Consider the following 25,935-nt stretch of genomic DNA (forward strand, 5'->3'; position numbering starts at 1 on the left):
TGCGGGGTGCCGCGCCCCTCCCCGGGGCGCCCCCGCCTCAGGCCTCCCCTGTGGGGGGGGACGGCCCCCCGCACCCCCCGGTTCGCTTCGCTCATGCTGGGACCTCGCGCTCGCGCAAACCCTTCGGGTCGAGGACCTCGCGCATGATCCGCAGTTCCTCGGCGTCCGGCAGCCGCGTCTCGGGCACCTCGCCGGGGACGGCGAGTTCGAAGCCGGTCGCGGCGACCACGTCCTCGACGCGCACGCCGGGGTGGACCGAGCGCAGCCGCATCCGCCTGTCGGGGGTCTCGAAGTCGAGCACGGCCAGGTTGGTCACCACGGCGCGGATCTCGTGCGCGCCCCGGTCCCACCCGACGCCGCTCACCATGTCGACCTTCTCGGTGAACACGCGCGCCGAATGCTTCGGCACCCAGTAGCTCGTCGTGTTCAGCAGCGTGTTCCCCGGCCCGCCGCGCACGCCGAGGAGCTGCCGCGAGGGCTGCTTCCAGTCGCCGATGCACGAGATGTTGGTGTTGCCGTGCGCGTCGATCTGGCTCGGCCCCATCACCACGTGCCGCCGCCCGTTCAGGACGAGCCACAGGTGGTCACGGAAGGGCAGCCAGCCCTCGACCGTCCCGGCAGGCGCGCCGAGCGGGACGGGCTCGGCGCTCAGAGACGGCCCGCCGTCGGTGGTCAGAAGGTCGGGCGCGAACGTCGCGCGCGCCAGCCGGGACCCCAGCATCGGGACGAACCCGGCCACCGCGGCCGCGACGATCTCCCCGTCGCCCCGGAACAGGTCCGCGCACGCGGCCGCGCACACCTCGGCCCTGGTCGCGTCGCTCATCGCGCCTCCTCCCGCCAGACCCGGACCGCGTCCTGGTAGGCGGCCTCGTCGCCGGAAAGGAACCGCTCGGTGAAGGCCGACCACCGGTCGGGATCGGCCGCCGACTGCGCGTACAGCTTCTGGAAAGCCTCGTCCCGCCCGAAGTCGGGCAGGCAGTCGGTGAAGTGCGCGCCGTTCGGGGTCTCCACCACGCCCGCCACCTGCGACCGGCTGATCAGCAGCGACTGCACCGGCCCCTCCTTGGCGAAGTCGGCGGTGTCGACGAGCCGCTCGCACGACACGTACGTCCGGTCGGCCGCCTTGGCGAACAGGTCGTCCATGTACGGGTCGGGGCCGAGGTACTGGGCGTTGCCGCGCGCGTCGGCGCGGTTCATGTGCACCAGCGCCGCGTCCATCCGCAGGGCGGGGACGGCGACGAGCTCCTGGCCGTCCTCGTAGGGCGACCGGACCGTCCGCAGTTCCGGGTTGACCCTCATCACGTCGGAGCCGAGGCCGACCGGGGTGGGCAGGAACGGCAGCCGGTGCGCAGCCGCGTACAGCCCGAACATGAACATGCCCTCGTCGTACTCGGTCAGCTCGATGGCCCCGGACTGGCGGGCCTGCCTGAAGTGCGGCTCCAGTGGGATCGAGTCCATCGTCACGAACGCGGTGACGAGCCTGCGGACCTTGCCCGCCGCGCACAGCAGCCCCACGTCCGGCCCGCCGTAGGCGACGACGGTGAGGTCGGTGACGGGGGAGCGCAGGATCGCGCGCACCAGCGCCATCGGCTTGCGCCGCGAGCCCCAGCCGCCGATCCCGATCGTCATGCCGCTCTCCAGCGACCCCGCGATCTCCTCGACGGACATCACCTTGGAACTCATCGGGCCCCCTTGGCGACGAAGGCGTCGCGGTGCTCGTCGCCCGCGCCGACGAGGTTCAGCTCGAACGTGAACCCCTGCTCGTAGCGGTAGCTGCGCTTGACGTCGACCGGGTCGATGCCGTTGAGCGACTCCTTGGCGCGCCGGATCACGTACCGGTCCTTGGCGGCGATGCCCGCGGCGACCTCCATCGCCTTGGCGCGCAGCTCACCGGCCGGGACGACCTCCAGCACCGAGCCGTGGTGGTGCAGCTCCTCGGCCGTGACGTTGCGGCACGTGTAGACCATCGCGCGCATCAGGTGCTGCGGGACGAGCCGGGCGAGGTGGGTGGCGGCGCCGAGCGCGCCGCGGTCGACCTCGGGCAGCCCGAAGTAGGCGTCCCGCGAGGCGATCACGATGTCGGCGTTGCCCGCCAGGCCGACGCCGCCGCCGAGGCAGAAGCCGTGCACCGCGGCCACGACCGGGACCTCGCAGTCGTAGACGGCCGCGAACGCCGCGAAGCAGCCGCGGTTGGCGCCGACCAGCGCGGCGTGGCCGTCGGTGCTCTGCATCTCCTTGATGTCGACGCCCGCGTTGAAGCCCCGGCCCTCGGCGCGGAGCACGACGGCGCCGACCCCGGGGTCGCGGCCCGCCGCGAGGACCGCGTCGGCCAGCTCGTACCAGCCCGCGACGGTCAGGGCGTTGACCGGCGGCGCGTCCACGACGATCTCGGCGACCCCGTCCAGGGTCGTGGTGGAGACTCCCATGCGCTACCTTTCCACCAAACATTTGTTAGAACAGACGGTAGCAGAGCCGTCCGGAGGAGGCGGAATGTCATCGGAGCCGGAGGCGGCATGTCACTGACGCTCGACCTGGAGGGCAGGACCGTCGTGGTGACGGGGGGCGTCCGCGGGGTGGGCGCCGGGATCAGCCGCGCCTTCCTGGAGGCCGGAGCCGACGTGGTCGCGGTCGCCCGCCGCGAACCGGAGGCGGTGCCCGAGGCCGGCGGGCGGGCCGCGCGGTTCGTCTCGCTGGACGTGCGCGACCCCGACGCCGTGGAGGCCTTCGCGGACGGCCTCGACCGCGTGGACGTGCTCGTCAACAACGCGGGCGGCGCGCCGTACCTGCCGGTGGCGGACGGCGCCCTGCGCACCCACGTCAAGATCATGGAGCTGAACCTGACGGCCCCGCTGATCATGGCCCGCGCGCTGCGCCCGCGGATCATGGAGGCCGGGGGCGGCTCGGTGATCAACATCGGCAGCGTCAGCGGGGTGCGCCCCTCGCCGGGCACCGCCGCCTACGGCGCCGCCAAGGCGGGGCTGCACAACCTCACCCAGTCCCTGGCCGTCGAGTGGGCGCCGCACATCCGGGTCAACACGCTGGTCCTCGGGATGGTCCGCACCGAGCTGGCGCACCTGCACTACGGGGACGAGGACGGCGTCGCCGCGGTGGCGGCGACCGTTCCGCTGGGCCGCCTCGCCGACCCCTACGACATCGGCGCCGCCTGCGTGTTCCTGGCGTCCGACCTGGCGTCCTACGTGACCGGCTCGTCGATGCAGGTGCACGGCGGGGGAGAGCGCCCCGCCTTCCTGGACGCCGCCACCGTCAACAAGGAGGAAACGCGATGATCTGCAAGGACCGGGTGGTCGCCGTCACCGGCGCCGGACGCGGCCTCGGCCGCGCGCACGCGCTGGAGTTCGCCCGGCAGGGCGCCCTCGTCGTCGTCAACGACCTCGGCGTCGCGCGCGACGGCACCGGCGACGCCTCCGGGGGCCCCGCCCACGACGTCGTGCGGGAGATCGAGGCGCTCGGCGGGCGGGCGGTCGCCAGCACCGACGACATCGCCACCGACGAGGGCGCCGCCGCGCTGGTCGCCGCCGCGACCGGCGCGTTCGGGCGGCTGGACACCCTGGTCAACAACGCCGGGTTCCTGCGCGACCGGATGCTGGTCAACCTCGGCGAGGACGAGTGGGACGCCGTCATGCGCGTCCACCTCAAGGGCCACTTCCTGCCGCTCAAGCACGCCGGGCGGTACTGGCGGGCCGAGAGCAAGGCCGGCCGAGCCGTGGACGCGCGCGTCGTCAACACCTCCTCCGGCGCCGGGCTGCTCGGCAGCGTCGGCCAGGGCAACTACTCCGCCGCCAAGGCGGGCATCGTCGGGCTGACCCTCGTGGCCTCGGCCGAGCTGGCCCGCTACGGCGTGACGGTCAACGCGATCGCGCCCGCCGCCCGCACCCGGATGACCGAGGAGGTCTTCGCGCAGACGATGGCCGCCCCCGCCGAGGGCGAGTTCGACGCCATGGCGCCCGAGAACGTCTCGCCGCTGGTGGTCTGGCTCGGCTCCGCGCAGTCGCGGGACGTCACCGGGCGGGTGTTCGAGGCCGAGGGGGGCAGGATCTGCGTGATGGACGCCTTCCGCCACGGCCCCGCCGCGGACAAGGGCGCGAGGTGGGACCCGGCAGAGGTCGGCGACGTCGTCAAGGACCTCCTGGCGAAGGCACCCGCCCCCGAACCCGTCTACGGAGCGGGCTGACCGGCGGCCGCTCCCCGGCACGGCGGGCCGTCGTCAGCGCGGCCGGTAGTCGTCCATGTAACGGCGCACCTTCTCGGCGTACGGCCGGACCCTCGCCGGGACGCCGCCCGACTTCACGACCGTCGTGGCCGAGGTGCGGTAGGCGGCGGCCAGGTTCAGGGCCGGGTCTCCCGGCACGTTCTTGAGGTCCTTCCCCCAGTAGCACAGGAACCGGCCCATCGCGGGGATCGACAGCTCCGGGGTGATCTGGGCGGGCCTCGGCTCGGGGTTGTCGAGGCCGCCAGGCTGCCAGAACGCCAGCACGTGCGGCGTCCATCTGGCGATGCCGTACTCGTCGTGCGCCGGGTCGGACAGGTGCGGGTCGAAGCCGCTCTCCGCCTTCAGCATCGCCGCGATCAGCGTCGGGCTCAGCCCGCGCAGCTCGCACCACGTCCCGGCCTGGACGACCAGGTCGCGGTAGCGGGCGGGGACGTCGGATCCCGCCCGCAGCCACTGCCGGTTCCGCTCCTGCGGGGGAGGGCCGCCGCCGTCACCCCGGTGGGGGAGCCCCGCGAACGCGACGGCGGCCACGGCCACCGCGGCGGCCGCACCGGCCGCCGCCACCGCCCGCCGCCGGCCGCGCGGGCGCTCGCCCGGCGGTCGCCCTCTCGGCGCGAGCGCGCCGGTGCGCGTCCCCCCGGAGGCCCGCGCCAGCGCCTCCCCGAAGTCCGCCGCCGACGCCCAGCGCCTGTCGCGGTCGGGATCGAGCGCGCGCATCACGGCCGCGCCGACCCCGGAGGGGATCGCGGCCCGGGTCTGCCCGAGCGGGCGCGGCGGCATGGCCGGCGGCTCCCCGGTCAGCAGGTGGTGGGTCAGCGCGCCCAGGCCGTAGACGTCCGCGCGGCGGTCCGGCGCGCCGTCGACCTGCGTCTGCTCGGGCGCCATGTAGCCGGGCGATCCGGCGGGCAGCGTCAGCCTCGACAGGTGCTCCCCGGTGCGCGCGATGCCGAGGTCGGCGATCATGATGCGCTCGCCGCCGCCGGGCGCCGACCGCAGCAGCACGTTGGACGGCTTCAGGTCGCGGTGCACGATGCCGAGGTCGTGCAGCTCCTGCACGCCCCGGATGATCTCCTGCGCGGTGCGCAGCGCCTCGCCCGTCGGGAGCGGCCCGCCGGCGAGCCGCTCGGCCAGCGTGCCGCGGTCGGCGTAGGTCATCACGAAGTAGGGCCGGCCGTCCGGCAGCTCCCCGATGTCGAAGACCTGGACCAGCCGGTGCGAGTCGGCGCGGCGCAGCAGCCGCGCCTCCTGGACGAACCGGTCCCGCACGTCGGTGCGCAGCGTCCAGTGGCCGGCCAGGACCTTGATCGCGACGGGGGAGTCGAGGTCGGGGTCGTGCCCCAGCCAGACCGAGGCGAAGCCGCCGGATCCGAGGTGGCTGTCGATCCGGTAGCGCCCTGCGGCGATCGGGGTCTCCACGTCTCCCAATCATGAATGACGGGCCGGGCCCGGCGCAGTGGCTTTGGGTGAACGATCAGGCGCGGATCGTGGCCGGGGCGGGAGGAATGCGTCTTACCGGCACGGCGTTGTAAGGGCCGGATAATGGATCGCCCCGGCCGGGGTGTTCCGGCTACGGTGCGAAGGTTGTGGGGTGAGCGGGGCCCTGGGGGCCTGGAACCCTATCCTTGTCGATGGTTATGGGGACGAGTGTGGAATCGCCGCTCGCCGGCCTGCGCGCGCGCCTGCCGCAGTTGATGCTGCGCGACCAGCACCGGCTGCGCCGCAGGATCGACGGCGCCCAGAAGATGCGGGACGCCGCGCGCCGGGCGAGGGTCGCCGAGGAGATCGCCGCCGACGTCGAGGCCGCCGAGCGGCGGGTCGAGCGGCGGCGTCTCGCCGTGCCCGAGATCACCTATCCGGCGCAGTTGCCGGTGTCGCAGAAGAAGGACGACATCCTCGCCGCGATCCGCGACCACCAGGTCGTGATCGTCGCGGGCGAGACCGGCTCCGGCAAGACCACTCAGATCCCTAAGATCTGCCTCGAACTGGGCAGGGGCGTGCTCGGCTCCATCGGCCACACCCAGCCGCGGCGCCTCGCCGCGCGGACGGTCGGCGACCGCATCGCCGAGGAGCTCGGCACCGAACTCGGCGAGACCGTCGGCTACAAGGTGCGGTTCACCGACCGGTCGAGCGACGACACGCTCGTGAAGCTGATGACCGACGGCATCCTGCTCGCCGAGATCCAGACCGACCGGCTGCTGCGCCAGTACGACACGCTCATCATCGACGAGGCGCACGAGCGCAGCCTGAACATCGACTTCCTCCTCGGCTACGTCAGGGAGATCCTGCCCCGCCGCCCCGACCTCAAGGTGATCATCACCTCCGCGACGATCGACCCGGAGCGGTTCTCCGCGCACTTCGGCGACGCGCCGATCGTGGAGGTGTCCGGGCGCACCTACCCGGTCGAGGTCAGGTACCGCCCCGTCACCGACCCGGACGACCCGTCCGCCGACCCCGACCGCGACCAGGTCCAGGCGATCGTCGACGCGGTCGACGAGCTCGGCCGCGAGGGGCCCGGCGACGTCCTGGTGTTCCTCAGCGGCGAGCGGGAGATCCGCGACACCGCCGACGCGCTCACCAAGCACTTCACCCGGCAGCGGGGGACGACCGAGGTCCTGCCGCTGTACGCGCGGCTGTCGTCGGCCGAGCAGCACCGGGTGTTCCGGCCGCACCGCGGGCGGCGGGTCGTGCTCGCCACCAACGTCGCGGAGACGTCGCTGACCGTCCCCGGCATCAAGTACGTCGTCGACCCCGGCACCGCGCGCATTTCCCGCTACAGCCACCGGCTGAAGGTGCAGCGGCTCCCGATCGAGCCGGTGTCGCAGGCCTCGGCGAACCAGCGCAAGGGCCGCTGCGGCCGCGTCTCCGAGGGCGTGTGCATCCGGCTGTACTCCGAGGAGGACTTCGAGTCCCGCCCGGAGTTCACCGAGCCGGAGATCCTGCGGACCAACCTCGCGTCGGTCATCCTGCAGATGACCGCGCTCGGCCTCGGCGACATCGCCGCGTTCCCGTTCGTGGAGCCGCCCGACCGCCGCAACGTCAAGGCCGGCGTGGACCTCCTGCACGAGCTCGGCGCCATCGACCCGGCCGAGAAGGACCCGCGCAAGCGCCTCACCCCGCTCGGCCGCCGGCTGGCCCAGCTGCCCGTCGACCCCCGCCTCGGGCGCATGATCCTGGAGGCCGACCGCAACGGCTGCGTCCGCGAGGTGCTGATCATCGCGGCGGCGCTGTCCATCCAGGACCCGCGCGAGCGCCCCGCCGAGAACCAGCAGGCCGCCGACGAGCGGCACCGCCGGTTCGCCGACCCCGGCTCCGACTTCCTCGCCTACCTGAACCTGTGGAACTACCTGCGCGAGCGGCAGGCGGAGCTGTCGGGCAGCGCGTTCCGCCGCATGTGCAAGAACGAGTTCCTGCACTACCTGCGCATCCGCGAGTGGCAGGACCTGCACGGCCAGCTGAAGCAGGTCGCCAGGTCCCTCGGCGTCACGCTCAACACCGCCGACGCGCCGCCCGACCGCATCCACACCTCGCTGCTCGCCGGCCTGCTGTCCCACATCGGGCTGATGGACGTCGACAAGAACGACAAGCAGCGGCGCGGGCAGGAGTACCTCGGCGCCCGGGGCGCGAAGTTCGCGGTGTTCCCGGGGTCGTCGCTGTTCAAGAAGCCGCCGCGCTGGGTGATGTCGGCGGAGCTGGTCGAGACGTCCCGGCTGTGGGGGCGGATCAACGCCAGGATCGAGCCCGAGTGGGTCGAGCCCCTCGCGCAGCACCTGGTGAAGCGCAACTACAGCGAGCCGCACTGGTCGAAGAAGCAGGCGGCCGTCATGGCGCGCGAGAAGGTCACCCTCTACGGGGTCCCGATCGTCGCCGACCGCCGCGTCAACTACGGCGCCATCGACCCGGCCCTGTCGCGCGAGCTCTTCATCCGGCACGCGCTCGTCGAGGGCGACTGGGAGACCCACCACCGGTTCTTCCACGACAACCGCGCGCTGCTGGACGAGGTGGAGGAACTGGAGCACCGCGCCCGGCGCCGCGACATCCTCGTCGACGACGAGACCCTCTTCGACTTCTACGACGCGCGGATCCCCGAGGACGTCGTCTCCGGGCGGCACTTCGACGCCTGGTGGAAGAAGGCCCGGCGCTCCGACCCCGACATGCTCGGGTTCGAGAAGTCGATGCTCATCAACGAGTCCGCGGGCGGCGTCAGCGAGTCCGACTACCCGGACGTGTGGCAGCAGGGCGCGCTGCGGCTGCGGCTCACCTACCAGTTCGAGCCGGGCACCGACGCCGACGGCGTCACCGTGCACATCCCCGTCCAGGTCCTCAACCAGGTGCGGCCCGCCGGCTTCGACTGGCAGGTGCCGGGCCTGCGCGCCGAACTGGTCACCGAGCTGATCCGGTCGCTGCCGAAGCAGCTGCGCGTCAACTTCGTCCCGGCGCCCGACTACGCCCGCAAGATCCTCGACCGCGTCGCGCCGCGCACCGAGCCGCTGCTGGACGCCCTGGAGCGCGAGCTGACCTCGATGACGAGCGTGCCGGTCGCGCGGGAGGCGTGGGACCCCTCCCGGCTGCCCGCCCACCTGCGCATCACCTTCCGGGTCCTGGACGCGGCGGGCCGGACCCTCGGCGAGGGCACCGACCTGGACGAGCTGAAACGCCGCCTCGCCGGGAAGGTGCGCGGGACGCTGTCCAAGGCCGCGTCCACGGTCGAGCGGTCCGGGCTCACCGCGTGGACGATCGGCGAGCTGCCCCGCACCTACGAGCGCAACCAGGCCGGCTACGACGTCAAGGCCTTTCCGGCGCTCACCGACGAGGGCGACACCGTCGCCGTCCGCATGTACGAGACGGAGGCCGAGCAGCGCCGCGCGATGTGGCTCGGCACGCGGCGGCTGATCCTGCTGAACGCGCCGTCACCGGTGAAGCTCATCCAGAGCCGCCTGACCAACCAGGGCAAGCTGGCGCTCAGCCACAACCCGCACGGCTCCGTCGCGGCGCTGTTCGACGACTGCGTCACCGCCGCCGCCGACCGGCTCATCGCCGAGGCGGGCGGGCCCGCGTGGGACGAGGACGGCTTCCGCGCCCTGTACGACCGGGTCCGCGCCGACCTGCACGACGCGACGGCCCAGATCGTCGCCCTGGTCGAGCGGGTCCTCGCCGAGGCGCACGAGATCGACCGGCGGCTGCGCGGCACGGCGAGCCTCACGCTCGTGCCCGCGCTCACCGACGTCCGCGGCCACCTCGGCACGCTGGTGCGGCCGGGGTTCGTCACCGCGACCGGCTGGGCCCGGCTGCCGGACCTGCCGCGCTACCTGCGCGCCCTTCAGGTGAGGCTCGACAAGCTCCCCGAGAACCCGGGACGCGACCGCATGCTCGCGCACCAGGTCGAGGTCCTGGCGCAGGAGTACGACCAGACGCTGCGCCGGCTCCACCCTTCCCGGCGGGAGGAGGAGCCGGCCCGGCAGATCCGCTGGATGCTGGAGGAGCTGCGGGTCAGCCTCTTCGCCCAGCAGCTCGGCACCCGGTTCCCCGTCTCCGACAAGCGCATCCGCAAGGCGATGGCCCAGCTCTAGGCGGGCGTGCGCGCGAACAGCTCCAGGTGCCCGCACCGGCGGCACCGCAGGGCGTCGATCTGCCAGCGAGGCCGGCCCATGCGCTTCGCGCCGCCGAGCAGGCCCTTCTCCAGCGGGCCGAGGATCCAGCGGGCGTAGCCCTTGGAGTGCTCGCCCGAGTCCTCGATGAAGCCCTGTTCGAAGTCGTCGCCCTCGCACTGCGTGCACGTCGGCTGCGTCATGCCGGGAGGGTAGCGGGTCACGCGGGCGGGCGGGGGGGAGCGGCGGGACGACACGTGATCATGTCGGGTGATACTGGGACATGGCCTTGCGGGAGTACTACCCACCGATCGAACCCTACGACTCCGGGCTGCTGGACGTCGGCGACGGCAACCGCGTCTACTGGGAGACCTGCGGCAATCCCGACGGACTGCCCGCGGTCTTCCTGCACGGCGGGCCCGGAGGGGGGCTGCTGCCCGACCACCGGCGGTTCTTCGACCCGGCCCGGTACCGCATCGTCCTGTTCGACCAGCGCAACTGCGGCCGGAGCCTGCCCGGCGCCGGCGACCCCGCGGTCCCGCTCGACCGCAACACCACGCCGCACCTGGTGGCCGACATGGAGCGGCTGCGCGAGCACCTGTCGATCGAACGCTGGCTCGTGTTCGGCGGCAGCTGGGGGAGCACCCTCGCGCTCGCGTACGCGCAGACGCACCCCGACCGGGTCGCCGCCATGGTTCTGCGCGGCATCTACCTCGTCCGCCCGTGGGACGAGGCGTGGGGACTGGCCCCCACCGGCGCGGCGCGGCTGTTCCCGGCCGAGTGGGCGGCGTTCCGGGACGCGATCCCGCCCGCCGAGCAGGACGACCTGCTGGCCGCCTACGGCCGCCGCGTCGGCCACCCGGACCCGGCCGTCCACCTTCCCGCCGCCCGCGCCTGGGCCGCGTGGGAGATGGCGGCCAACACGCTCCTGCCCGTCCCGCCGCCGGAGCTGGACGACGCGGTGACGGTGGCCTTCGCCCGCATCATGCACCACTACATCGCGAACGGGGGCTTCCTCCCGCCCGGGGGCCTGCTCGGGGGCGTGGACCGCGTCCGGCACATCCCCGCCGTGATCGTGAACGGGCGCTACGACGTGAAGACGCCGCTGGAGCAGGCGTGGGACCTGCACCGCGCGTGGCCGGAGGCGAGATTCCACGTCGTCGAGGACGCCGGGCACGGCGGCGGCGAGCCCGGCACGCGGGACCGCCTCATCGAGGCCACCGACGAGTTGGCCGCTCACTTTCCGGCGAAGTGGGCGCCCCCACATGTACCACCCAAGTCACTGCAGTGACGCGCGGGGGTGCGTAAGGTTCATTCCATGCCTAACAGCGAAGAGCGCGACAATAGCGGCCCCGAGGAGACGGCCGCGGCTCCCCAGGGCGCGGTCTCCGAGGGCTCGGCGTACAAGGGCACGGGGTCCGGGGCGCCCGCGGAGACCGCGGTCGCGCGCATGGGCGACCCCGTCACGGTCTGGCCGTGCGCCAACTGCGGTCGCCCCGTCCCGCAGCCGGTCGGCGCCGCCCGCACCGTCCGCTACTGCCAGGACAACGACGGCGCCTGCGCCCGCGAGGCGCGCGAGCGCCGCGACCGCGGCCGGGACGCGCCGGGCCTCACCGGGCAGGTCGCGTCGGCGTGGGAGATCGTCGAGCGGATGGAGCGGGCCGCCGACGCGCTCGCCGACTCGCTGACCTCCGAGCTGAGCGTCGCCGGCGTGGAGCGCCGCGTCGCCGAGGTGCGGGCCGAGGCCGCCCGCGAGCTCGCCATCGCGCAGAGCGAGCGCGACGCCTCCCAGCGCAAGGCCGAGGAGGCGTGGCACGAGGCCGTCTCGTCCCGCAAGCGCGCCGAGACGGCCGAGGGGGAGGCGAGCCGCGCCCGCGAGGAGGCCAGGCTCGCCACCGCCAAGCGCGACGCCGCGCAGCAGGCGTGGGAGGAGGCCCACCAGATCGCGCAGCAGTCCATGACGGCCAAGCTCGCCGCCGAGAGCGAGCGCGACCGGGTCGCGGCCCGGGAGACCGAGCTGCTCGCCGCGCTGGAGGCCGCCCGGGCCGAGCTCGTCGGCCTGCACGCCAAGCTCGCCGAGGCCGAGGGCGCCGCCGAGGCGCAGCGCGTGGAGGCCGCGGTGGCCAAGCAGGGCGCCGAGGACCTGCGCAACGCCATGCGCGACACCGAGGCCCAGCGGCAGCGCGCCATGCAGGCCGCCAGCAAGGCCGAGGCCGAGCGCACCACCGCCATGCGCGCCCAGTCGGAGGCCGAGGCGGAGGTCGTCCGCGCCAACGCCCGCGCCGACGAGGCCGTCAAGGAGCGCGACACCGCCCTGTCCCAGGCCGCGGCCGCGACGGCCGAGCGGGACGAGCTGAACACCAAGGTCAACGACCAGGCGGTGCAGCTGCGGCAGCTGTCGCAGTCGGTCGCCGAGCAGCAGGCCGCCCTCACCGCCCTCGCCGAGGAGCGCGACGCCGCCCGCGCCGAGGCCGACCGCGCCCGCCGCCAGATCGACCAGCTCACCCACAACACGCTGTCGTCGAACTTCCCGCCCGGAGGGCGGATGTCCGGCGGCGGCCACCCGGCGCCCCCGCCCGGCGCGCCGCCCACCGGAGCCCCCGGCCCCGGACCGGTGCCCGGCATGCCGCCGGGCCCGCCGCCGATCGGCGGCCCCTTCCCGGGCGGCTCCCCGGCCCGCCCCGGCGCGCCGGCGCCCCTCGGGGCCCCCGTCCCGAACCCGCCTCCCGTCCCGAACGGGACGCCCGCCTCGACGACCGGCGGTCACCCCGCCCCGGGCGGCGACCCCCGGAACCAGGGCCGCCCCCTCAACGGCGCGGACCGGGAGGACCCCCTGTTCACCGGCCCCTGACCGTCGACGCCCGGGCGGCCGCGCCGTCCGGGCTCAGCCGAGGCCGGCCACCAGGACCAGAGCCAGCGCCAGCGCCGCCACCGAGGCGGACATCAGGACCTGGTCGCGCTCCCTCGCCGCGGTGCGCCGCGGCGTGAGGACCCTCCGACGGCTCCGCCCCATGTCCACCGCGGCGCGGCGGGCGCGCTCCCAGTAAGCCCCCGTGTACACGGCCAGCGCCGCCAGCCCCAGGATGAGTAACCCGTCTCCGCGCATCGATCCGCCTCCCGTTTTCCGCGGAAGCTCAGATTGAACAGCGGATCCGGCGCGAGTGACAGTGTCGGACGACACAATTCGCCGAAACAGGCGGACTCGGGCGGCTCCGCCGCCGGAACGTCAGCCGGACGGTCAGCGGCCGAACGTCTGGGGATCGACCTCGATCCAGATCTGCTCGGCGCGGCCCAGCAGCCGCCCGTCCGCCCCGTACAGAGCCGTCGCCGCGTGCATCTTGCGGCCCTCGCGACTGCGCGCGAGCCCCATCACCACGCACCGCTCACCGGCCTCCGGCACCTCCATGACCTGCGCCGTCATCGTGCCGAGGACCGCCGGGCGGCCCGCCACGTCGAACGACCAGCCGCCGGGGCAGTCCAGCGCGGCCCACACCAGCTCCCGCTCGGGCACCCGTTCGGGGACCCACGGCGCCGCGACGGTGCCCTCGGCGACGGGGCCCGGTTCGAGCCGCAGCCCGTCGCCGGGCTCGCGCTCCGGCCCGCAGACGAAGCAGCCGGGGAACGGGTGGTTCTCCGCCGACCGGTACTTCTCCGCCGCCTTGAGCGCCTCCTCGAACGGGACGGCCGCGATGGGCGGCACCACGATCGCGCCGGCCAGCGCCTCGGCGACGAGCCGCTCGCCGTCCCACAGGCGCGCGCTGTGCCCGCGCTCGTCCTCCACCGTGACGGCGAGCTCGGTCTCCAGCGGCGGCGGCCGCCGCAGCGTGACGGTCACCGTGTCGATCGGCACCCTCCCCGCCAGGCGCCCCGCCACGTACCCGCCGTTCCCGGACCCCTCCGGCCCGTGGAACCGCCTCTCAATGATCATTTCTATGTCCCCCGTGCTCACGTACACCAAACCAAAACGGGACCGATCATATTGAGCCCCACCGACATCCCACCCCCCGGGGGTAGCCGGGCGCCCCGCGCGCTACACGGCCCGGGAAGGCTGCGGCCTGCCCGGACGGGTGGTGAAGAAGACCGAGAGGGAGCCCCGCAGCCGGGCACGGACGGTGTCCTCGTCGACGGGGCCGTCCGCGGGGACGGGGGTCCGGTCGAGGGCGCGGGCGATGAGCAGGTCGACGTTGCGGTCGGCGACGAGGACCGAGCACGTGTCGCACCCGTACCAGGGGTAGAGCATGTTGAGGACGGCCACGGCGGTGTCGTCGTCCGACAGGTGCGTGGTGTCGAGCTCGACCTCGAACATGTCGGTGTCGTCGGGGTCGAGCGTCGGGTAGTAGAGCCACTGCGGCGCGGCGGCGCCGCAGAAATCGCATACCTGGTCGAGCGGGGCGGGTTCGCCGACCGCGAGCTCCAGCTCGTGGTCCCACGGCTCCACCCGCCGGTTGTGGCGGTAGCCGACGCCGTCGAGCGTGCCCTCGCGGTTGTGCGTCACGTCGTGCACCTCGCCGCCGCAGCGGGCGCACATGAAGCCGAGGTCCTCCATGTCCCTCCCCGATCGCTGGGGCACCGGCTCTCACAGTATCCGGCCGGACGCCTCGCTCGTACCAGGCCGCGGCGTTCGGGTACGGTGAGGACCCTTCACCGACGCATCCGCCCCGGCGACCCCGGTCTCCCGCGTCCGCACGCCGCACATCTCCCGCGTGCCCTCATACCGCGCTCTCGAACGGGAGGTCCCGTGCCCGACGTCGTGCTGAACGCCGACAAGATCGATCTGGTGCGCGAGCGGCGGACGCTGCTCGACCGCGTCACGCTGACGGTGCTGCGCGGCGAGCACTGGGCGCTGATCGGCCCGAACGGGGCCGGCAAGAGCACGCTGCTCGGCGTCCTCGGCGCCTACACCCACCCGACGCGCGGCACGGCGGAGATCCTCGGGCGCCGGCTCGGACGCGTGGACGTCCAGGAGCTGCGCAGGCTGATCGGGCAGGTCAACCCGCGCCACCCCCTGGAGTCGGCGCGGACCGTGCGCGAGATCGTCCTGACCGGCGTGACGGGCACCATCGAGCTCGTCCCGCGCTGGACGCCGGCCGAGGGGGAGCTGCGCCGCGCGGACGAGCTGATCGCGCTGATGGGCCTGACGCACCGCACGGACGCGCGCTGGCCGAACCTGTCGCAGGGAGAGCGGGGGCGCGCGCTGATCGCGCGGGCGCTGATGCCCGACCCGCCGCTGCTCCTGCTCGACGAGCCCGCCACGGGCCTGGACGTCGCCGCCCGGGAGCGGCTGCTCGCCGCCCTCGACCAGCTGCGCGCCGAGCGCCCCGACCTGACCACCGTGCTCGTCACGCACCACCTGGAGGAGCTGCCGGTCAGCACCAGCCACGCGCTCCTGCTGCGCGAGGGCCGGGTGCTCGCCTCCGGACCCTCCGGCGAGGTCCTCACGACCGAGCTGGTCAGCGCGTGCTTCGACCATCCGATCACCATCAGCCGGAACAACGGGCGCTGGGCCGCGACCGCCGGACGGGTCCGACCGGCCGTCCCGCACTCCCCGGGCCCCGGCTAGCCGCCGGCGACGCGGTGCTTGGCCAGATGGGCCAGGACCGCCTGGTTCGCCTCCCACCCGTCGGGGAACTTGACCGGCACGCCGAGGTGCACCGGCTCGGCGGACGGATGCGCGTCCAGCAGCTCGGGGATGCCCGCGCGCGCCACCACGACGCACGCGTGGCGGTGCCGCGACGCCAGCACGCACAGCCGTCCCGACTCCAGATGGAACGCGGTCGCGTCGCGCCGCCCCGACAGCGGGTGCAGCACGACCGTCACGTCGTACTCGCGGCCCTGGAGCCGGTTGGCGGTGTCGACGGTGATGCCCTCGCCGTGCGGGCCGAGCGCGGCACGGATCGCGGTGACCTGGTCGCGGTGGGCCGCGCCGATCGCGACGCGCGTCGCGTCCACCGGTTCGGAGCCCAGCTCGGAATGCGCGACGGGGCCGCGCTGCAGCAGCCGGACGGCGAGCGCCGCCGTCGCGCGCACGGCTTCGGAGTCGGTGCGCAGGGTGTGCCGGGCGGGCAGTTCGTAGAGGGCCCACCCGGTGGCCGCCGCCTCTTCCAGCGCGTGGTCGTAGGTGGTGCCCATGCCGCGCGCGGCGAACTCCAGGCTCCGGTCGTCCGGGCCGGTCCCCGCGCGGAACCCGGTGAACGGGTAGAACGCCTCCGACACCACCGGCGCCGCCGACGCGGGCAGCCGCCAGGACACCGGCAGCCGGTGGACGGGAAGCTCCGGGTTGTGCGCGAGCAGGACCGACACGGCGCTGCGCATCGGGTCCCAGGTCAGGCCCGCCCAGCGTTCGACCTCGACGGTGGAGAACGGGTCGAGCTGGCCGGGGTCGCCGACGAACAGCGCCCGCTCGAACCGCCCGGCGATGCGCAGCAGCAGGTCCGAGCGCATCTGGTACGCCTCGTCCACGATCGCCCACGGCCACGACCCGTCCGAGAGCGTGGCCCACTTCGCCCCGGTCGCGATGACGACGGTGCGCTCGGCGAGGTCGTCGGCCTTCTGCGCCACCCGCACCGACGGGTGAGCCATGACCCGCTCGGACGGAACGTAGCCCGACGCCGACAGCCGCCCCAGCGTGATGCCGGGGTGCTTCGCGGCGATCCGGTCGATGAGGTCGTCGACCTGCTCGTTGGTCTGCGCCACGATCATCAGCCGCTCGCCGGCCTCGGCCAGGTGCGCGGCCGCGCGGACCACCAGCGTCGACTTGCCCGCGCCCGGAGGGGAGTCGACCACCACGCCGCGGTGCCCGCCGCCGAGGTCGGCCAGGACGCCGTCGACGACCCGCGCCGCGGCTTCGCCGGGATCCAGGGGCGGCTCCGGGTCGCGCGCCGCCACCGGCGCCAGATGACGGCCCGCGTGTCCGGTCACGACCATTCCTCTTCGGCGTCCTCGTCGGTCGGCACGTACTCGACGGGCGGCCCGCCGTGCGTCCACGGGGTGTCCTCCCGGTCGGGGAACCTCGCCACGCCGAACGAGCCCTCCGTCAGCGAGGTGAAGCACACCCGGTCGCCGACCTCGGGGACGGCGCCCGCCTCCGGGGTGAGCTTGCGGCCCATCCCGCCGGTCAGCTCCAGCAGCACGCCGCCGTCGTCCAACTCCACGATCCTCCCCTTGAGCGCCGGTCTGGCGGCGCTGCACACGGTCGTGCCGACGTCGAGCCGCACCGGGTCGCGCGTGCCGACCCGCAGCAGCGGGCGCAGCTTCGGCCGCTTGCCCGTCTCGTCCAGCCGGGTGGGGTCGCACTCGGTGACCGTTCCGCCGAACGCCTGGCCGGCCAGCCGGTGCTCGGCCATCACCAGGGGGTCGTCGAACGCCCGCTGCGCGTCGTAGGCGTCCTGCGCGCGTTCGAGGTCGTGCAGCCGCCGCGCCGCCCGGACGGGCGGGTCGCGGCGCGCCTGAGGATACGCCTCGCCGAACGTCTGGTGGTAATAGGTGAAGGCGTCCCGGTCGCGCTCCCAGCGGCGTGGGACGCTCGCTCCCTCCGGCAGGGCCCGCAGCAGCTCGACGGCCCGCCACATCAGGTCCCAGGTCGGGGTGATCTGGCTCGCGACCGCGGCGCGCAGCCGCTCCTCGGCGGCGGGGGCTCCGCCCGACCGGTCGTAGCCGGCGATCGCGGGGGCGAGGACCTCGTTGTCGAACGTTGGGTCGGTCGTCGGGCCCGCGGGCGGGCAGACGACGGGGTCCTCGGCGCGGGCCGCCGCGGCCGGCCCGTCGAGACCGTCCGGCGGGTCGATCCAGCCCATCAGCGCGGCGAGGTTGCCGTCCTCCAGCGAGCTCTGCCCCGTCGCCCAGTGCAGCCGCAGCAGCTCGGTCACCGCCCCCAGCAGCGACGACCCCGGATGGTCGTGGCGGTCGGCGAACCACGTCAGCCACCGGCCGAGCACCGGCACCGCGGGGTCGACCGCGTACGGGCCCTCGGTGCTGCGGAACCGCGTCGACCGGCCCACCATCCGCAGGAACGCGACGCCGCCCCGGTTCGGCACGAGCAGCTGCGGCGCGTCGCCGTACCGGATCCGCTCCTCGCCGTCCTTGCCGGGCGGCAGCTCCTCGACAGGACCCCGGCTCGTCTCGATGTGGTTCAGGACGAGTTTGGCGAGGCTCGCCGCGAAGGCGAAACGCAGGTCGCGGTTGCGCGGCTGCGGCACTACGAGCAGGGTCGCGTCGTCGGGCGCGCTACCGAGCATCACGGCCAGGGGCGCCGCCGCCTCCCCGGCGAGCTTCAACGGGACGAGCACGAGCGGGGCGCCGGAGACATGCCAGTGCCGCACGGTCGCGAGCGGCTGCGCGATCCCGGCGGCCGCCGCCTGCAACCGCGCGAGCGAGGACAGCGCACTCATGGGCGGATCACGCGGCCCCGTGCAGCGCCTCGTCGCGCAGCCGGGCCGCGGCGCGCAGCTGCTCGGCCGTCTCGGCCAGGTCGTCGGAGGGACGCAGCGACCCGTCCGCCAGCGCGAGCGCGGCGCCGATCGTGTCGATGCCGCCGAGGTCGTCGCGGACGGACCGGCCGAGCGCGCCCGTCGAGTCGCACGCCCGCGCCTCGTCCCGGCAGAACAGCGCCATCTCGCAGCCCGCCATGCACTCGGGCGCGTACCGGGCCTCGACGGCCCGCACGGACTCCGCGAGCGCGTCCCCGGGTGCGAACGTCAGGTCGTCCGGCAGCTCGGCGAGGATGTCGTCGACGCGGGTGAGCCGCGCGAGCTGCCGTTCCAGGACGGCGAGCTGGGGACGCACGTCCAGCGGCGTCGCGGTGGGCCTGTTCGAGAAGTTCTCCGGGCAGACGAGGAACACCTCGTGCGACACGCGCGCCGGGTCGTGCCCGAGCTCGGCCGCCAGGCGCCGCAGCGCCAGCACGTACACCGCCGACTGGCGGGCCGCCGCCGCGACCTGCTCCGGCTCGGCCTGCCCGTCCACGACCGCGAACGACTTGATCTCGATGACGTGCATCCGGCCTTCGAGCTGGAACGCGATCACGTCCGGCTCCAGGTAGGCGGGCCGCCCGGCGATCTCCAGCCGCAGCAGCGGATGGTCGAACAGCGTCCCCTCGCCGGTCTCCAGCGCGCGGGCGACCAGCCGCCGGGTGCGCGAGTGCCGCAGCTCCCGGCCCTCGTTGCCCGCGACTACCTCCAGGTCGTCGTAGGCGACCTCGGGGACGGCGAGGCCGAGCCGCTCGCGCAGCAGCGTCAGCAGCTCCGCGCAGCCGTCCGCCTTCACCTGCGCCTCGAACGCGTTCCCGCGCGTGATCGCGAACTGCGACTGGCCGAACGGCGCGGGGAAGCCCAGGGCCCGCGCCACCGCGTCCTTGTCGACGCCCGCCGCGTCCATCACCCCGCGGCGGGCGCAGCCCGGATTGGACGTGAGCGCGGCGATCGTGCGGGCGTCGTGGTTGCGCGGGGGCGCGTCGCCGCGCAGCCGGTCCAGGTCCGGCGCGGTGTCGGTCATCGGTCCGTCTCTCCGTTGATGGCGGGGCGCCGGCCGGGATCCCGCAGGGCCCGCAGCCGGGTGCCGAACAGCCGTTCGGCGTCGTCGAGCCGTTCCCGGGCGCGTGCCGCGGCCGACTCGCGCCGCCGCCGGTCCGAGGCGCGGTGCACGTCCAGCTCGGCCCGGGCGGCCTCGGCGAGCACGGCCGGATCGACTGTACCGACCGTACCGGTGGCCGCACCGGGAATGTTGGACGCGAAACGCCACAGCAGCCGCTGCACGTCCGGCGACGGCGTCCCGCGCCCGGCGTGCTCGGCCAGGCGCAGCGCGCAGGTGAGGAAGTCGGTGCGCGGGCTGAGCGGCCCGACCACGCGCTGCTCCAGCGGCCACGTGCTCACGGTGAGCAGCCCGCGCGCGGGCGCGAGCAGGTCGGCGGTCAGCGCGGCGCACAGATAGTACGGGCGCGCGTACGGCGCGGTGCGGAAGGAGCGCTCCTCGTCGCGGCGCAGGCTCGTCAGGCTGCTCCCGGGGATCTGGCCGGGGAAGAACGCCGCGTACACCGACCCGATCAGCTTCGGGGCGGCGGGCGCCCCGAGCAGGGTGAGGGCCTGGTGGACCTGCTCCCGGACGGGCAGCAGGCCGCGCGGGCCGTCCTGCGCGTCGCGGCGGGCGCCGGACCCGGTGCTCTCGCCGAGGACGGCGTCGTCCCACGCGGCCTCGGCCCGGCGCAGTTCGGCGCGCAGCTCGCGGGCCCGCGCCCGGTCGCCGGCGGCCATGGCCCGGCGCACGGCGGCGCGCAGCTCGGTGATGCGCGTCTCCAGCTCGTCGGGGGTCGGGACGCCGGGGGACCGGGACATGCGGCAGACAGTACAGGTACTTCCCGACACTTCCAGTGTTTTCCAGTTTTGTGGGGTACGGACGGGGTCAGCGCGGCCTGCGCCACACGAGGGAGTAGCGCCACAGCAGGTGCTTGCGGAACACGGCGCCGGGCAGCAGCCGCAGCGCCTCGTCCCGCACCTCGCCCCACGTCATGTCGGGGTCCATGACCGGCGCGTCGGGGTCTCCGGCGCACCGGCGGTTGCGGAACCGGTGGAAGTAGTGCGCCGGGAGGCCTGCCGCCGCGTACGCCCGGTCGCGCGGCCCCTTGTTGTTCGCCAGCCCGATGACCACCAGCGCGCCGCCGGGCCTGACGGCGCCGCGCATCGCCGTCAGACCCTTGACGAAGTCCATGTGGTGGATGGCGGCGACGCTGCAGACGAAGTCGTAGAAGTCCTCCGGCAGGTCGTATTCGAGGAGGCCCGCCTCGACGAAGTCGACGTTGCCGACGCCCTCGCTGGACCGCACCGCCTCGGCGACCATGTCCGGCGACCGGTCGAGCCCGGTGACGTGCGCCGCGCGTGGCGCGAGGCGGCGCGCGAGCAGGCCGTCCCCGCACCCGACGTCCAGCGCCTCGCCGCAACCGCGCGGCACGTTGCGCAGCACGACGCCGTGGTAGTGCGTGTTGTGGTTCCAGTAGTCGCCGGTCATCGTCACCGCCGGGTCAGGAGCGCGGGTCGCGGCGGAGGGGGTGCCCCTCCGGCACCTCCACAATAACGATCTTGACGCCGTCGGGGTCCTCGATCCACATCTCGACGAGTCCCCACGGCTCCTCGCGCGGCTCCCGCGTGACGCGGGCGCCGGCGGCCGCGAGCCGTTCGTGCTCGTCCCGGACGTCGCGGACCTGGAGCCAGAGCATCGGCGACGACCCGGTCCGGCCGCCGCCGTGCCCCGACACCTCCAGCAGGCCCGGACCGAGGAAGAACACCACGCCGGGGGAGTCGGCCGGGCCGAACTCCCGGTGCACGGCGAGCCCCAGCACGTCGCGGTAGAAGCGCTGGGTCCGCGCCGGATCGGCGGGGCGAAGCAGGATGCGGCTGCTCAGTACGTCCATGGCACCATCCTGACCCCGGCGCCGCCCGGCGCGCGGACGGCGCGCCCGCCCGCGTGAGTCGGCCCGGCGCGGCCCGGCTCAGCCGTTGAAGCTCGCGCGGTAGGTGGCGGCCATGTCCTCGTCGCCGTGCCCCTGCTCGATGGCGCGCCGGAAGCGCTCGCCCGCCGCGTCGTTGACGTCGACGCGGACGCCCGCGGCCGCGGCCGAGTCGTGGATGAGCCGGGTGTTCTTCTCGGCGTTGCGGACCGCGAAGCTCGGCTCGAAGTCGCCGTCGAGCATCGCCTTCATCTTGACCTGGAGGTAGGGGCTGTCGAGCGGGCCGCCGGTGAGGACCTCGCCGAGCAGGGACGGGTCGAGCCCGAGGCCCTTCGCCAGCGCCACCGACTCGGCGACGACCGACGTCAGCGAGATGGCGTAGCTCACGGCGGCCAGCTTGAGCCGGGTTCCCGCGCCGCTCGCGCCGTTCTCGTCCAGCCACACCGTCTTGCCGCCGACCGCGCCGAAGACCGGTTCCAATGCCTTGCGCGCGTCCAGCGGCCCGGCCGCGAGGATGATGAGCTTCCCCTGTTCCGCGGGCTGCTTGGTGCCCTGGACGGGCGAGTCGACGAACGCCAGCCCGTGGGCGGCGGCGAACCGGGCCAGCCGGGGCACGTCCGCGACGCCGACCGTGCCCATCTGGGCCCAGACCTGCCCGGCGCTCAGCGCGGGGGCGGCGTCGTCCATCACCGCCAGGGCGGTCTCTGCGTCGTTCAGCATGGTGATGACGACGTCGGCGTCCCGCACGGCCTCGGCGGGGGAGGCCGCGACGGCGGCGCCGTCGGCGGCGAGCGGCTCCGCGCGGGCGGCCGTGCGGTTCCAGGCGGCGACCCCGTGGCCGTTCCGCAGCAGGTTGCGGGCCATCGCGGCGCCCATGATCCCGGTGCCGAGCACTGCGACCTGAGTCATCTGCCCCTCCTTATGGACTGTTCGATACATAATCGTGCGGGACGAGGCTCGCACATCGCGGTCCGATCCGCATCCGCAGGGTCCTTCCCCGCCGGGAGGCCGGGATGCGCCGCCGCACCGTCCGGCCGGTGGGGCGGCGGTCAGCCGTAGGCGGGGCTGTCGCCGGGCGCGTCGGCGTACACGGCGGTGTACGGCACGGCGAAGGCGTCGAGGGTGCGGTCGAGATGCGCCGACCACCAGCCCACGAGCGTGGCGGGAGCGCGCTCGCCCGCGCCGTCCTCGCCGAGGTAGCGGTGCCGCAGCGGGGCGACGTCGCAGAGCCGCTCCCACCATTCGCGGTGCACGGCCGACTGGATCTGGCCGGCGTCCAGCGGGAAGGCGGAGCGGTGCCCGCGCACGAACGCCTGGACGCGGTCGAGATCGAGGCCGCGCTCGTCCTCGCAGGCGAACAGCCGTGCCGCCGAGCGCACGACCTCCCCCGCGACCGGGCCCGTGGTGAGGCCGTCCCAGCCGAGCACGGCGGTGACGTTGCCCGACCCGCCGTAGCGGAGGTGCCCGGCATGGAACGAGCCGTGCAGGTGCCCGACCGTGCTCACCTCGATGTCGGGCGGCTGGTGCCCGGCGAACTCGGTGAGCAGAGCACGGCGTTCCCGCAGGCGGCGCGCGGTCAGCGCGTCGAAGTCGGTGCCGTCCCCGCCGTCCGGGACGTCGCGCAGCATCGCCTCGACGGCGGCGGCCGCGTCGGCGGCCCGCGGAGCCGGCACGAGCATGCTCTGCTGGACGGGCGGCGTGAGCTCGTCGAGCGCGGCGTGCAGGCGTCCGAGCAGCTCGCCGAGGGCCTCGCACTGGGTGAACGTCAGCTCAAGGCCGCCGCGGCCGCGGCCGCCGACCCACGGGTACAGGACGTATCCGCGGCCGGCGGCGGTGACCAGCGTGCGGCCGCCCCGCGCCGGCACGGGCGCGTGCACCGGAAGACCGGCCGCGTCGAGCGCGGCCGTGACGCCGTGCTGGAACAGCACGCGGCGCCGGTCGGCGCCGGTGTGCTCCCTGAGGAAGAACGCCCCGCCCGCCGTGTCGACGCGCCAGCTCCGGCCGCCCGGCCCGGCGGCCAGCGGGGTCGCCGTTCCCGGCGCGCCGATCTCCCAGCGCTTCAGCAGCCGCGGTGGAAGCGGTTCCGCGCCGGTTCCGCCGTCGTCCGCCGCCTGCCCGCCGTCGTCTGCCCGGTGTTCGGCGTCGGCCCTGTCTCGGACGTCGGCCCTGTCTCGGGCGTCGGCACTCTGGGACGTCGGCACCTCGGCACCTCGGCTGCTTCGGACGGACGGCGGTCGAATGAGTGTTCTACGCCGACGCTACACGTCCCGGCCGCGGCGCGAAAGTGAACCGCGCCGTCCCGCGTCTCAGACGCGTTCGAGGACGACGACGGGGATGTCGCGGTCCGTCTTCTTCTGGTACTCGTCGTAGTCCGGCCACGTGGCGGTCATCTTGCGCCAGAGCTTGGGCTTCTCCTCGGGTGTCGCCGTGCGGGCCCGCGCGGTGAACTTGTCGCCCTTCACCTGCACCTTCACCTCGGGGGTGTCCTGGAGGTTGCGGTACCAGAGCGGCGGCTCGTCCGCCCCGCCCTTGGACGCCACGACGAGGTAGGCGTCGCCTTCCGTCTGGTAGATGAGCGGCGTCGTGCGCTCCTTGCCGCTGCGGCGTCCGGTAGTGGTGAGCAGGAGGGTGACGGTGCCGTTCCAGTCGTGCCCCTCCGCGCCGTCGGTCGCCTGGTACCGCTCGACGTGTTCCTTGCCGTACAGCATGGTTCTCTCCTCACGTTGCCCTGGCCATGAGGGCGCCCTCCTGTAACCCGCGAGGCGGGGCCGCCCTTCCCGGGATCACTACCCTGGCGTGGTGGATGATGCGGCTGAGGTGGCGCGGCGGTGCGCCGAGACGATGTACGCGCAGGACAAGGTGGCGCAGGACCTCGGCATGCGGATCGCCGAGATCGCGCCGGGGCGGGCGCGGCTGCGGATGACGGTGGCCGAGACCATGGTGAACGGGCACGGGATCGCCCACGGCGGCTACCTGTTCCTGCTCGCCGACTCCGCCTTCGCCTACGCGTGCAACACCTATGACTCCGTGACGGTCGCGGCGTCCGCCGACGTCGTGTTCGTCGCGAGCGCGCGCGGCGGCGACGTCCTGGAGGCGACGGCGGTCGAACGCACCCGCTACGGGCGGAGCGGCGTCTACGACGTCACGGTGCGGCGCGTCCCCGGCGGGGAGGTCATCGCGGAGTTCCGCGGCGGAAGCCGGAGCCGGGACCAGCGCGTCCTGGACGGCGGCGCGCCCTGAGGCGCGCGGGTCACAGCTCGTTCAGGACCCGGGTGAGGTAGCGCGACGTCTCGTCGGGGCGCTCGGCGGTGATGCACAGGTTGTTCATCGCGCGCATGTAGGTGTCGACGTCGGTCGGCTTGTCGAGGTAGAGCGCGCTGGTGAGCTGCTCCAGGTAGACGACGTCGGACAGGCCGGGCTCGGCGAAGCGCAGGATCGTGAACGGGCCTCCCGCGGCGGCGTGCCCTCCCGCGCCGAACGGCACGATCTGGAGCGTGACGTTGGGCAGTTCCGACACCTCGATCAGATGCCGGATCTGGTCGCGCATCACGTCGCGGCCGCCGAGCGGACGGCGCACGACCGCCTCGTCCAGCACGGCCCACAGCGTCGGCGCCTCCGGGGAGGTGAACCGCTCCTGCCGGGTGGTGCGGATCTGGACGCGGCGCTCGACCTCCTCGTCACTGGCGTCGGAGTACCCGAGCCTGATGACGGCGCGCGAGTAGTCCTCGGTCTGCAGGAGCCCGGGGACGAACTGCAACTCGTAGGTGCGCAGCAGGGAGGCGGCCTCCTCCAGCCCCAGGTACACCTCGAACCAGCTCGGGAGGATGTCGCCGTACCGGTGCCACCAGCCGGGGGTGTTGGCCTCCTTGGCGAGCGCCAGCAGCGGCGCGCGCTCCGCGGGGTCGGAGACCCCGTACAGGGTGAGCAGATCGGCGACGTCGCGCTCCTTGAAGCCGACCCTGCCCAGTTCCATTCGGCTGATCTTGGAGTGCGAACCGCGGATCTCGTAGCCCGCCTGCTCGGTGGAGATGCCGCGCGACTCGCGCAGCCGCCGCAACTGCGCGCCGAGGAGAATGCGCAGGACAGTGGGCCCGCCGCGACGCGGATAATCGATCAGCCGTCCGGCCGGATCACCTTCGGCCGGAGGTGTTGGGGCAGCTGAATCCTGGGGCAAGGGGTCACCAGCCAGTCGACGGGTCTGCTCGCGGGCGGAACGGCACCGCACTATGTTAGAGGATGCGCGGACGTTTTTGGGAAGCAGGAATACCGCCTCGAGGCCCGGGTGCGCCCGAACGGCGGCTGACGTGCGCGAAGTCGCCACGGAGTCCCCGTGACCAGTGCTGTCGGTGGCGGTGCGGCTGCGGAACGTTGCAAGGCCGTTGCATCGGAGTCCGTCCCCGAGGTCATTTTCCCGGCGCCGGGGCCACCGGATGGTGCACGAATTGCGGATGGCTCTCCCGCAAAGAGGGCGGCCAATCCTGACAGCCCATTTCGCGGCCTGTCGTTGTCCCCGTGAATGTCCCCTGACCACTTATTTGGCGAACATTCCCCGGAGTGCGTGCCGCGGAGCCGGCCCGGACGAGTGATGAAGCTCTCGTCTCGCGCGGGCGCGATTCTGGGCGCCCGCGGCGTTCACACTTCAGAGCGGCCGCCGCGGGCCGCCGTTCGGACAGGCGAGCACATCC

At 74.1% G+C, this 25,935-nt stretch carries 25 protein-coding genes; 7 read left to right on the plus strand and 18 right to left on the minus strand.

Going from position 1 to position 25,935, the window contains the following annotated elements; genetic code table 11:
• Positions 1 to 91 precede the first annotated feature (91 nt).
• From AB0K37_RS04580 to AB0K37_RS04590, 3 genes are read right to left on the minus strand one after another with little or no spacing between them, the layout of a single operon-like run.
• Positions 92 to 823, minus strand: a complete 732-nt coding sequence (locus AB0K37_RS04580) for a CoA-transferase (RefSeq protein WP_363974731.1) — start codon at positions 821 to 823, stop codon at positions 92 to 94.
• Positions 820 to 1,683, minus strand: a complete 864-nt coding sequence (locus tag AB0K37_RS04585) for a CoA-transferase (RefSeq protein WP_363974734.1) — start codon at positions 1,681 to 1,683, stop codon at positions 820 to 822. The genes AB0K37_RS04580 and AB0K37_RS04585 overlap by 4 nt, the downstream gene beginning before the upstream one ends.
• Positions 1,680 to 2,426 (minus strand): enoyl-CoA hydratase family protein, encoded by a 747-nt coding sequence (locus AB0K37_RS04590; protein WP_363974737.1) that lies wholly within the window; start codon positions 2,424 to 2,426, stop codon positions 1,680 to 1,682. Before AB0K37_RS04590 ends, AB0K37_RS04585 begins: the two co-directional genes overlap by 4 nt.
• 87 nt (positions 2,427 to 2,513) lie before the next feature.
• Here AB0K37_RS04590 and AB0K37_RS04595 point away from each other — a divergent pair, with 87 nt between their 5' ends.
• Together AB0K37_RS04595 and AB0K37_RS04600 are read left to right on the plus strand one after the other, a co-directional pair.
• Positions 2,514 to 3,287 (plus strand): SDR family oxidoreductase, encoded by a 774-nt coding sequence (locus AB0K37_RS04595; protein WP_363974739.1) that lies wholly within the window; start codon positions 2,514 to 2,516, stop codon positions 3,285 to 3,287.
• On the plus strand, positions 3,284 to 4,192 hold the full coding sequence (locus AB0K37_RS04600) for an SDR family oxidoreductase (protein WP_363974742.1): 909 nt from the start codon (positions 3,284 to 3,286) through the stop codon (positions 4,190 to 4,192). The genes AB0K37_RS04595 and AB0K37_RS04600 overlap by 4 nt, the downstream gene beginning before the upstream one ends.
• A gap of 33 nt (positions 4,193 to 4,225) precedes the next feature.
• Here AB0K37_RS04600 and AB0K37_RS04605 read toward each other — a convergent pair whose 3' ends face one another.
• Positions 4,226 to 5,647, minus strand: a complete 1,422-nt coding sequence (locus tag AB0K37_RS04605; RefSeq protein ID WP_363974745.1) for a serine/threonine-protein kinase — start codon at positions 5,645 to 5,647, stop codon at positions 4,226 to 4,228.
• Positions 5,648 to 5,865: 218 nt separating this feature from the next.
• Between AB0K37_RS04605 and hrpA the strand changes: the two genes are divergently transcribed.
• Positions 5,866 to 9,798 (plus strand): ATP-dependent RNA helicase HrpA, encoded by a 3,933-nt coding sequence (gene hrpA / locus AB0K37_RS04610; protein WP_363974748.1) that lies wholly within the window; start codon positions 5,866 to 5,868, stop codon positions 9,796 to 9,798.
• Here the strand turns inward: hrpA and AB0K37_RS04615 are convergent.
• Positions 9,795 to 10,019 (minus strand): hypothetical protein, encoded by a 225-nt coding sequence (locus tag AB0K37_RS04615; RefSeq protein ID WP_363974751.1) that lies wholly within the window; start codon positions 10,017 to 10,019, stop codon positions 9,795 to 9,797. The two genes, hrpA and AB0K37_RS04615, sit on opposite strands and share 4 nt — an antisense overlap.
• Before the next feature lie 86 nt (positions 10,020 to 10,105).
• Here AB0K37_RS04615 and pip point away from each other — a divergent pair, with 86 nt between their 5' ends.
• Both pip and AB0K37_RS04625 read left to right on the plus strand, forming a co-directional pair.
• Positions 10,106 to 11,107: a prolyl aminopeptidase gene (gene pip, locus AB0K37_RS04620; protein WP_363974927.1), complete on the plus strand. Its 1,002-nt coding sequence runs from the start codon at positions 10,106 to 10,108 to the stop codon at positions 11,105 to 11,107.
• Between the two features lie 27 nt (positions 11,108 to 11,134).
• Complete coding sequence (locus AB0K37_RS04625) at positions 11,135 to 12,667, plus strand: chromosome segregation ATPase (protein ID WP_363974754.1); 1,533 nt, start codon at positions 11,135 to 11,137, stop codon at positions 12,665 to 12,667.
• Between the two features lie 33 nt (positions 12,668 to 12,700).
• On the opposite strand, the gene AB0K37_RS04630 is transcribed toward AB0K37_RS04625, so the two are convergent.
• From AB0K37_RS04630 to AB0K37_RS04640, 3 genes are all read right to left on the minus strand, one after another.
• A complete protein-coding gene (locus AB0K37_RS04630; RefSeq protein WP_363974757.1) occupies positions 12,701 to 12,922 on the minus strand; it encodes a hypothetical protein in 222 nt (73 codons plus the stop codon).
• Positions 12,923 to 13,054: 132 nt separating this feature from the next.
• Positions 13,055 to 13,744 carry a hypothetical protein gene (locus tag AB0K37_RS04635; RefSeq protein ID WP_363974760.1) on the minus strand — a complete coding sequence of 230 codons (690 nt, stop codon included), beginning with the start codon at positions 13,742 to 13,744 and terminating at the stop codon, positions 13,055 to 13,057.
• 102 nt (positions 13,745 to 13,846) lie between these two features.
• Positions 13,847 to 14,386 (minus strand): hypothetical protein, encoded by a 540-nt coding sequence (locus AB0K37_RS04640; RefSeq protein WP_363974763.1) that lies wholly within the window; start codon positions 14,384 to 14,386, stop codon positions 13,847 to 13,849.
• Positions 14,387 to 14,554: 168 nt separating this feature from the next.
• Here AB0K37_RS04640 and AB0K37_RS04645 point away from each other — a divergent pair, with 168 nt between their 5' ends.
• On the plus strand, positions 14,555 to 15,376 hold the full coding sequence (locus AB0K37_RS04645) for an ATP-binding cassette domain-containing protein (RefSeq protein WP_363974765.1): 822 nt from the start codon (positions 14,555 to 14,557) through the stop codon (positions 15,374 to 15,376).
• On the opposite strand, the gene AB0K37_RS04650 is transcribed toward AB0K37_RS04645, so the two are convergent.
• The 9 genes from AB0K37_RS04650 to AB0K37_RS04690 all read right to left on the minus strand — a co-directional run bounded on the left by AB0K37_RS04650 (position 15,373) and on the right by AB0K37_RS04690 (position 23,958).
• The gene (locus AB0K37_RS04650) at positions 15,373 to 16,734 is read right to left on the minus strand and encodes an AAA family ATPase (RefSeq protein WP_363974767.1); all 1,362 of its coding nucleotides are present in this window, start codon (positions 16,732 to 16,734) and stop codon (positions 15,373 to 15,375) included. The genes AB0K37_RS04645 and AB0K37_RS04650 overlap by 4 nt on opposite strands.
• Positions 16,731 to 18,203 (minus strand): hypothetical protein, encoded by a 1,473-nt coding sequence (locus tag AB0K37_RS04655; protein WP_363974770.1) that lies wholly within the window; start codon positions 18,201 to 18,203, stop codon positions 16,731 to 16,733. The genes AB0K37_RS04650 and AB0K37_RS04655 overlap by 4 nt, the downstream gene beginning before the upstream one ends.
• A gap of 7 nt (positions 18,204 to 18,210) precedes the next feature.
• Entirely contained in the window at positions 18,211 to 19,305 is a 1,095-nt protein-coding gene (locus AB0K37_RS04660; RefSeq protein ID WP_363974773.1) for a hypothetical protein, read from the minus strand.
• A complete protein-coding gene (locus tag AB0K37_RS04665) occupies positions 19,302 to 20,141 on the minus strand; it encodes a hypothetical protein (RefSeq protein ID WP_363974776.1) in 840 nt (279 codons plus the stop codon). The genes AB0K37_RS04660 and AB0K37_RS04665 overlap by 4 nt, the downstream gene beginning before the upstream one ends.
• 67 nt (positions 20,142 to 20,208) lie before the next feature.
• Positions 20,209 to 20,811, minus strand: a complete 603-nt coding sequence (locus AB0K37_RS04670) for a class I SAM-dependent methyltransferase (RefSeq protein ID WP_363974779.1) — start codon at positions 20,809 to 20,811, stop codon at positions 20,209 to 20,211.
• A 13-nt stretch (positions 20,812 to 20,824) separates the two neighbouring features.
• Positions 20,825 to 21,214 carry a VOC family protein gene (locus AB0K37_RS04675; protein ID WP_363974782.1) on the minus strand — a complete coding sequence of 130 codons (390 nt, stop codon included), beginning with the start codon at positions 21,212 to 21,214 and terminating at the stop codon, positions 20,825 to 20,827.
• A 78-nt stretch (positions 21,215 to 21,292) separates the two neighbouring features.
• Positions 21,293 to 22,159 (minus strand): NAD(P)-dependent oxidoreductase, encoded by an 867-nt coding sequence (locus AB0K37_RS04680; RefSeq protein WP_363974785.1) that lies wholly within the window; start codon positions 22,157 to 22,159, stop codon positions 21,293 to 21,295.
• A 140-nt stretch (positions 22,160 to 22,299) separates the two neighbouring features.
• Complete coding sequence (locus AB0K37_RS04685; RefSeq protein ID WP_363974788.1) at positions 22,300 to 23,451, minus strand: phosphotransferase; 1,152 nt, start codon at positions 23,449 to 23,451, stop codon at positions 22,300 to 22,302.
• A gap of 105 nt (positions 23,452 to 23,556) precedes the next feature.
• Complete coding sequence (locus AB0K37_RS04690; RefSeq protein ID WP_363974791.1) at positions 23,557 to 23,958, minus strand: nitroreductase family deazaflavin-dependent oxidoreductase; 402 nt, start codon at positions 23,956 to 23,958, stop codon at positions 23,557 to 23,559.
• A 133-nt stretch (positions 23,959 to 24,091) separates the two neighbouring features.
• Here AB0K37_RS04690 and paaI point away from each other — a divergent pair, with 133 nt between their 5' ends.
• Positions 24,092 to 24,490, plus strand: coding sequence for a hydroxyphenylacetyl-CoA thioesterase PaaI (paaI, locus tag AB0K37_RS04695; protein WP_363974930.1), 399 nt, complete (start codon positions 24,092 to 24,094; stop codon positions 24,488 to 24,490).
• Positions 24,491 to 24,500: 10 nt separating this feature from the next.
• Here the strand turns inward: paaI and AB0K37_RS04700 are convergent, their stop codons facing one another.
• On the minus strand, positions 24,501 to 25,367 hold the full coding sequence (locus AB0K37_RS04700) for a helix-turn-helix transcriptional regulator (RefSeq protein ID WP_363974932.1): 867 nt from the start codon (positions 25,365 to 25,367) through the stop codon (positions 24,501 to 24,503).
• Between the last annotated feature and the right edge of the window lie 568 nt (positions 25,368 to 25,935).

This window comes from Actinomadura sp. NPDC049753 (assembly GCF_040674655.1).
Taxonomy (GTDB): domain Bacteria; phylum Actinomycetota; class Actinomycetes; order Streptosporangiales; family Streptosporangiaceae; genus Spirillospora; species Spirillospora verrucosospora.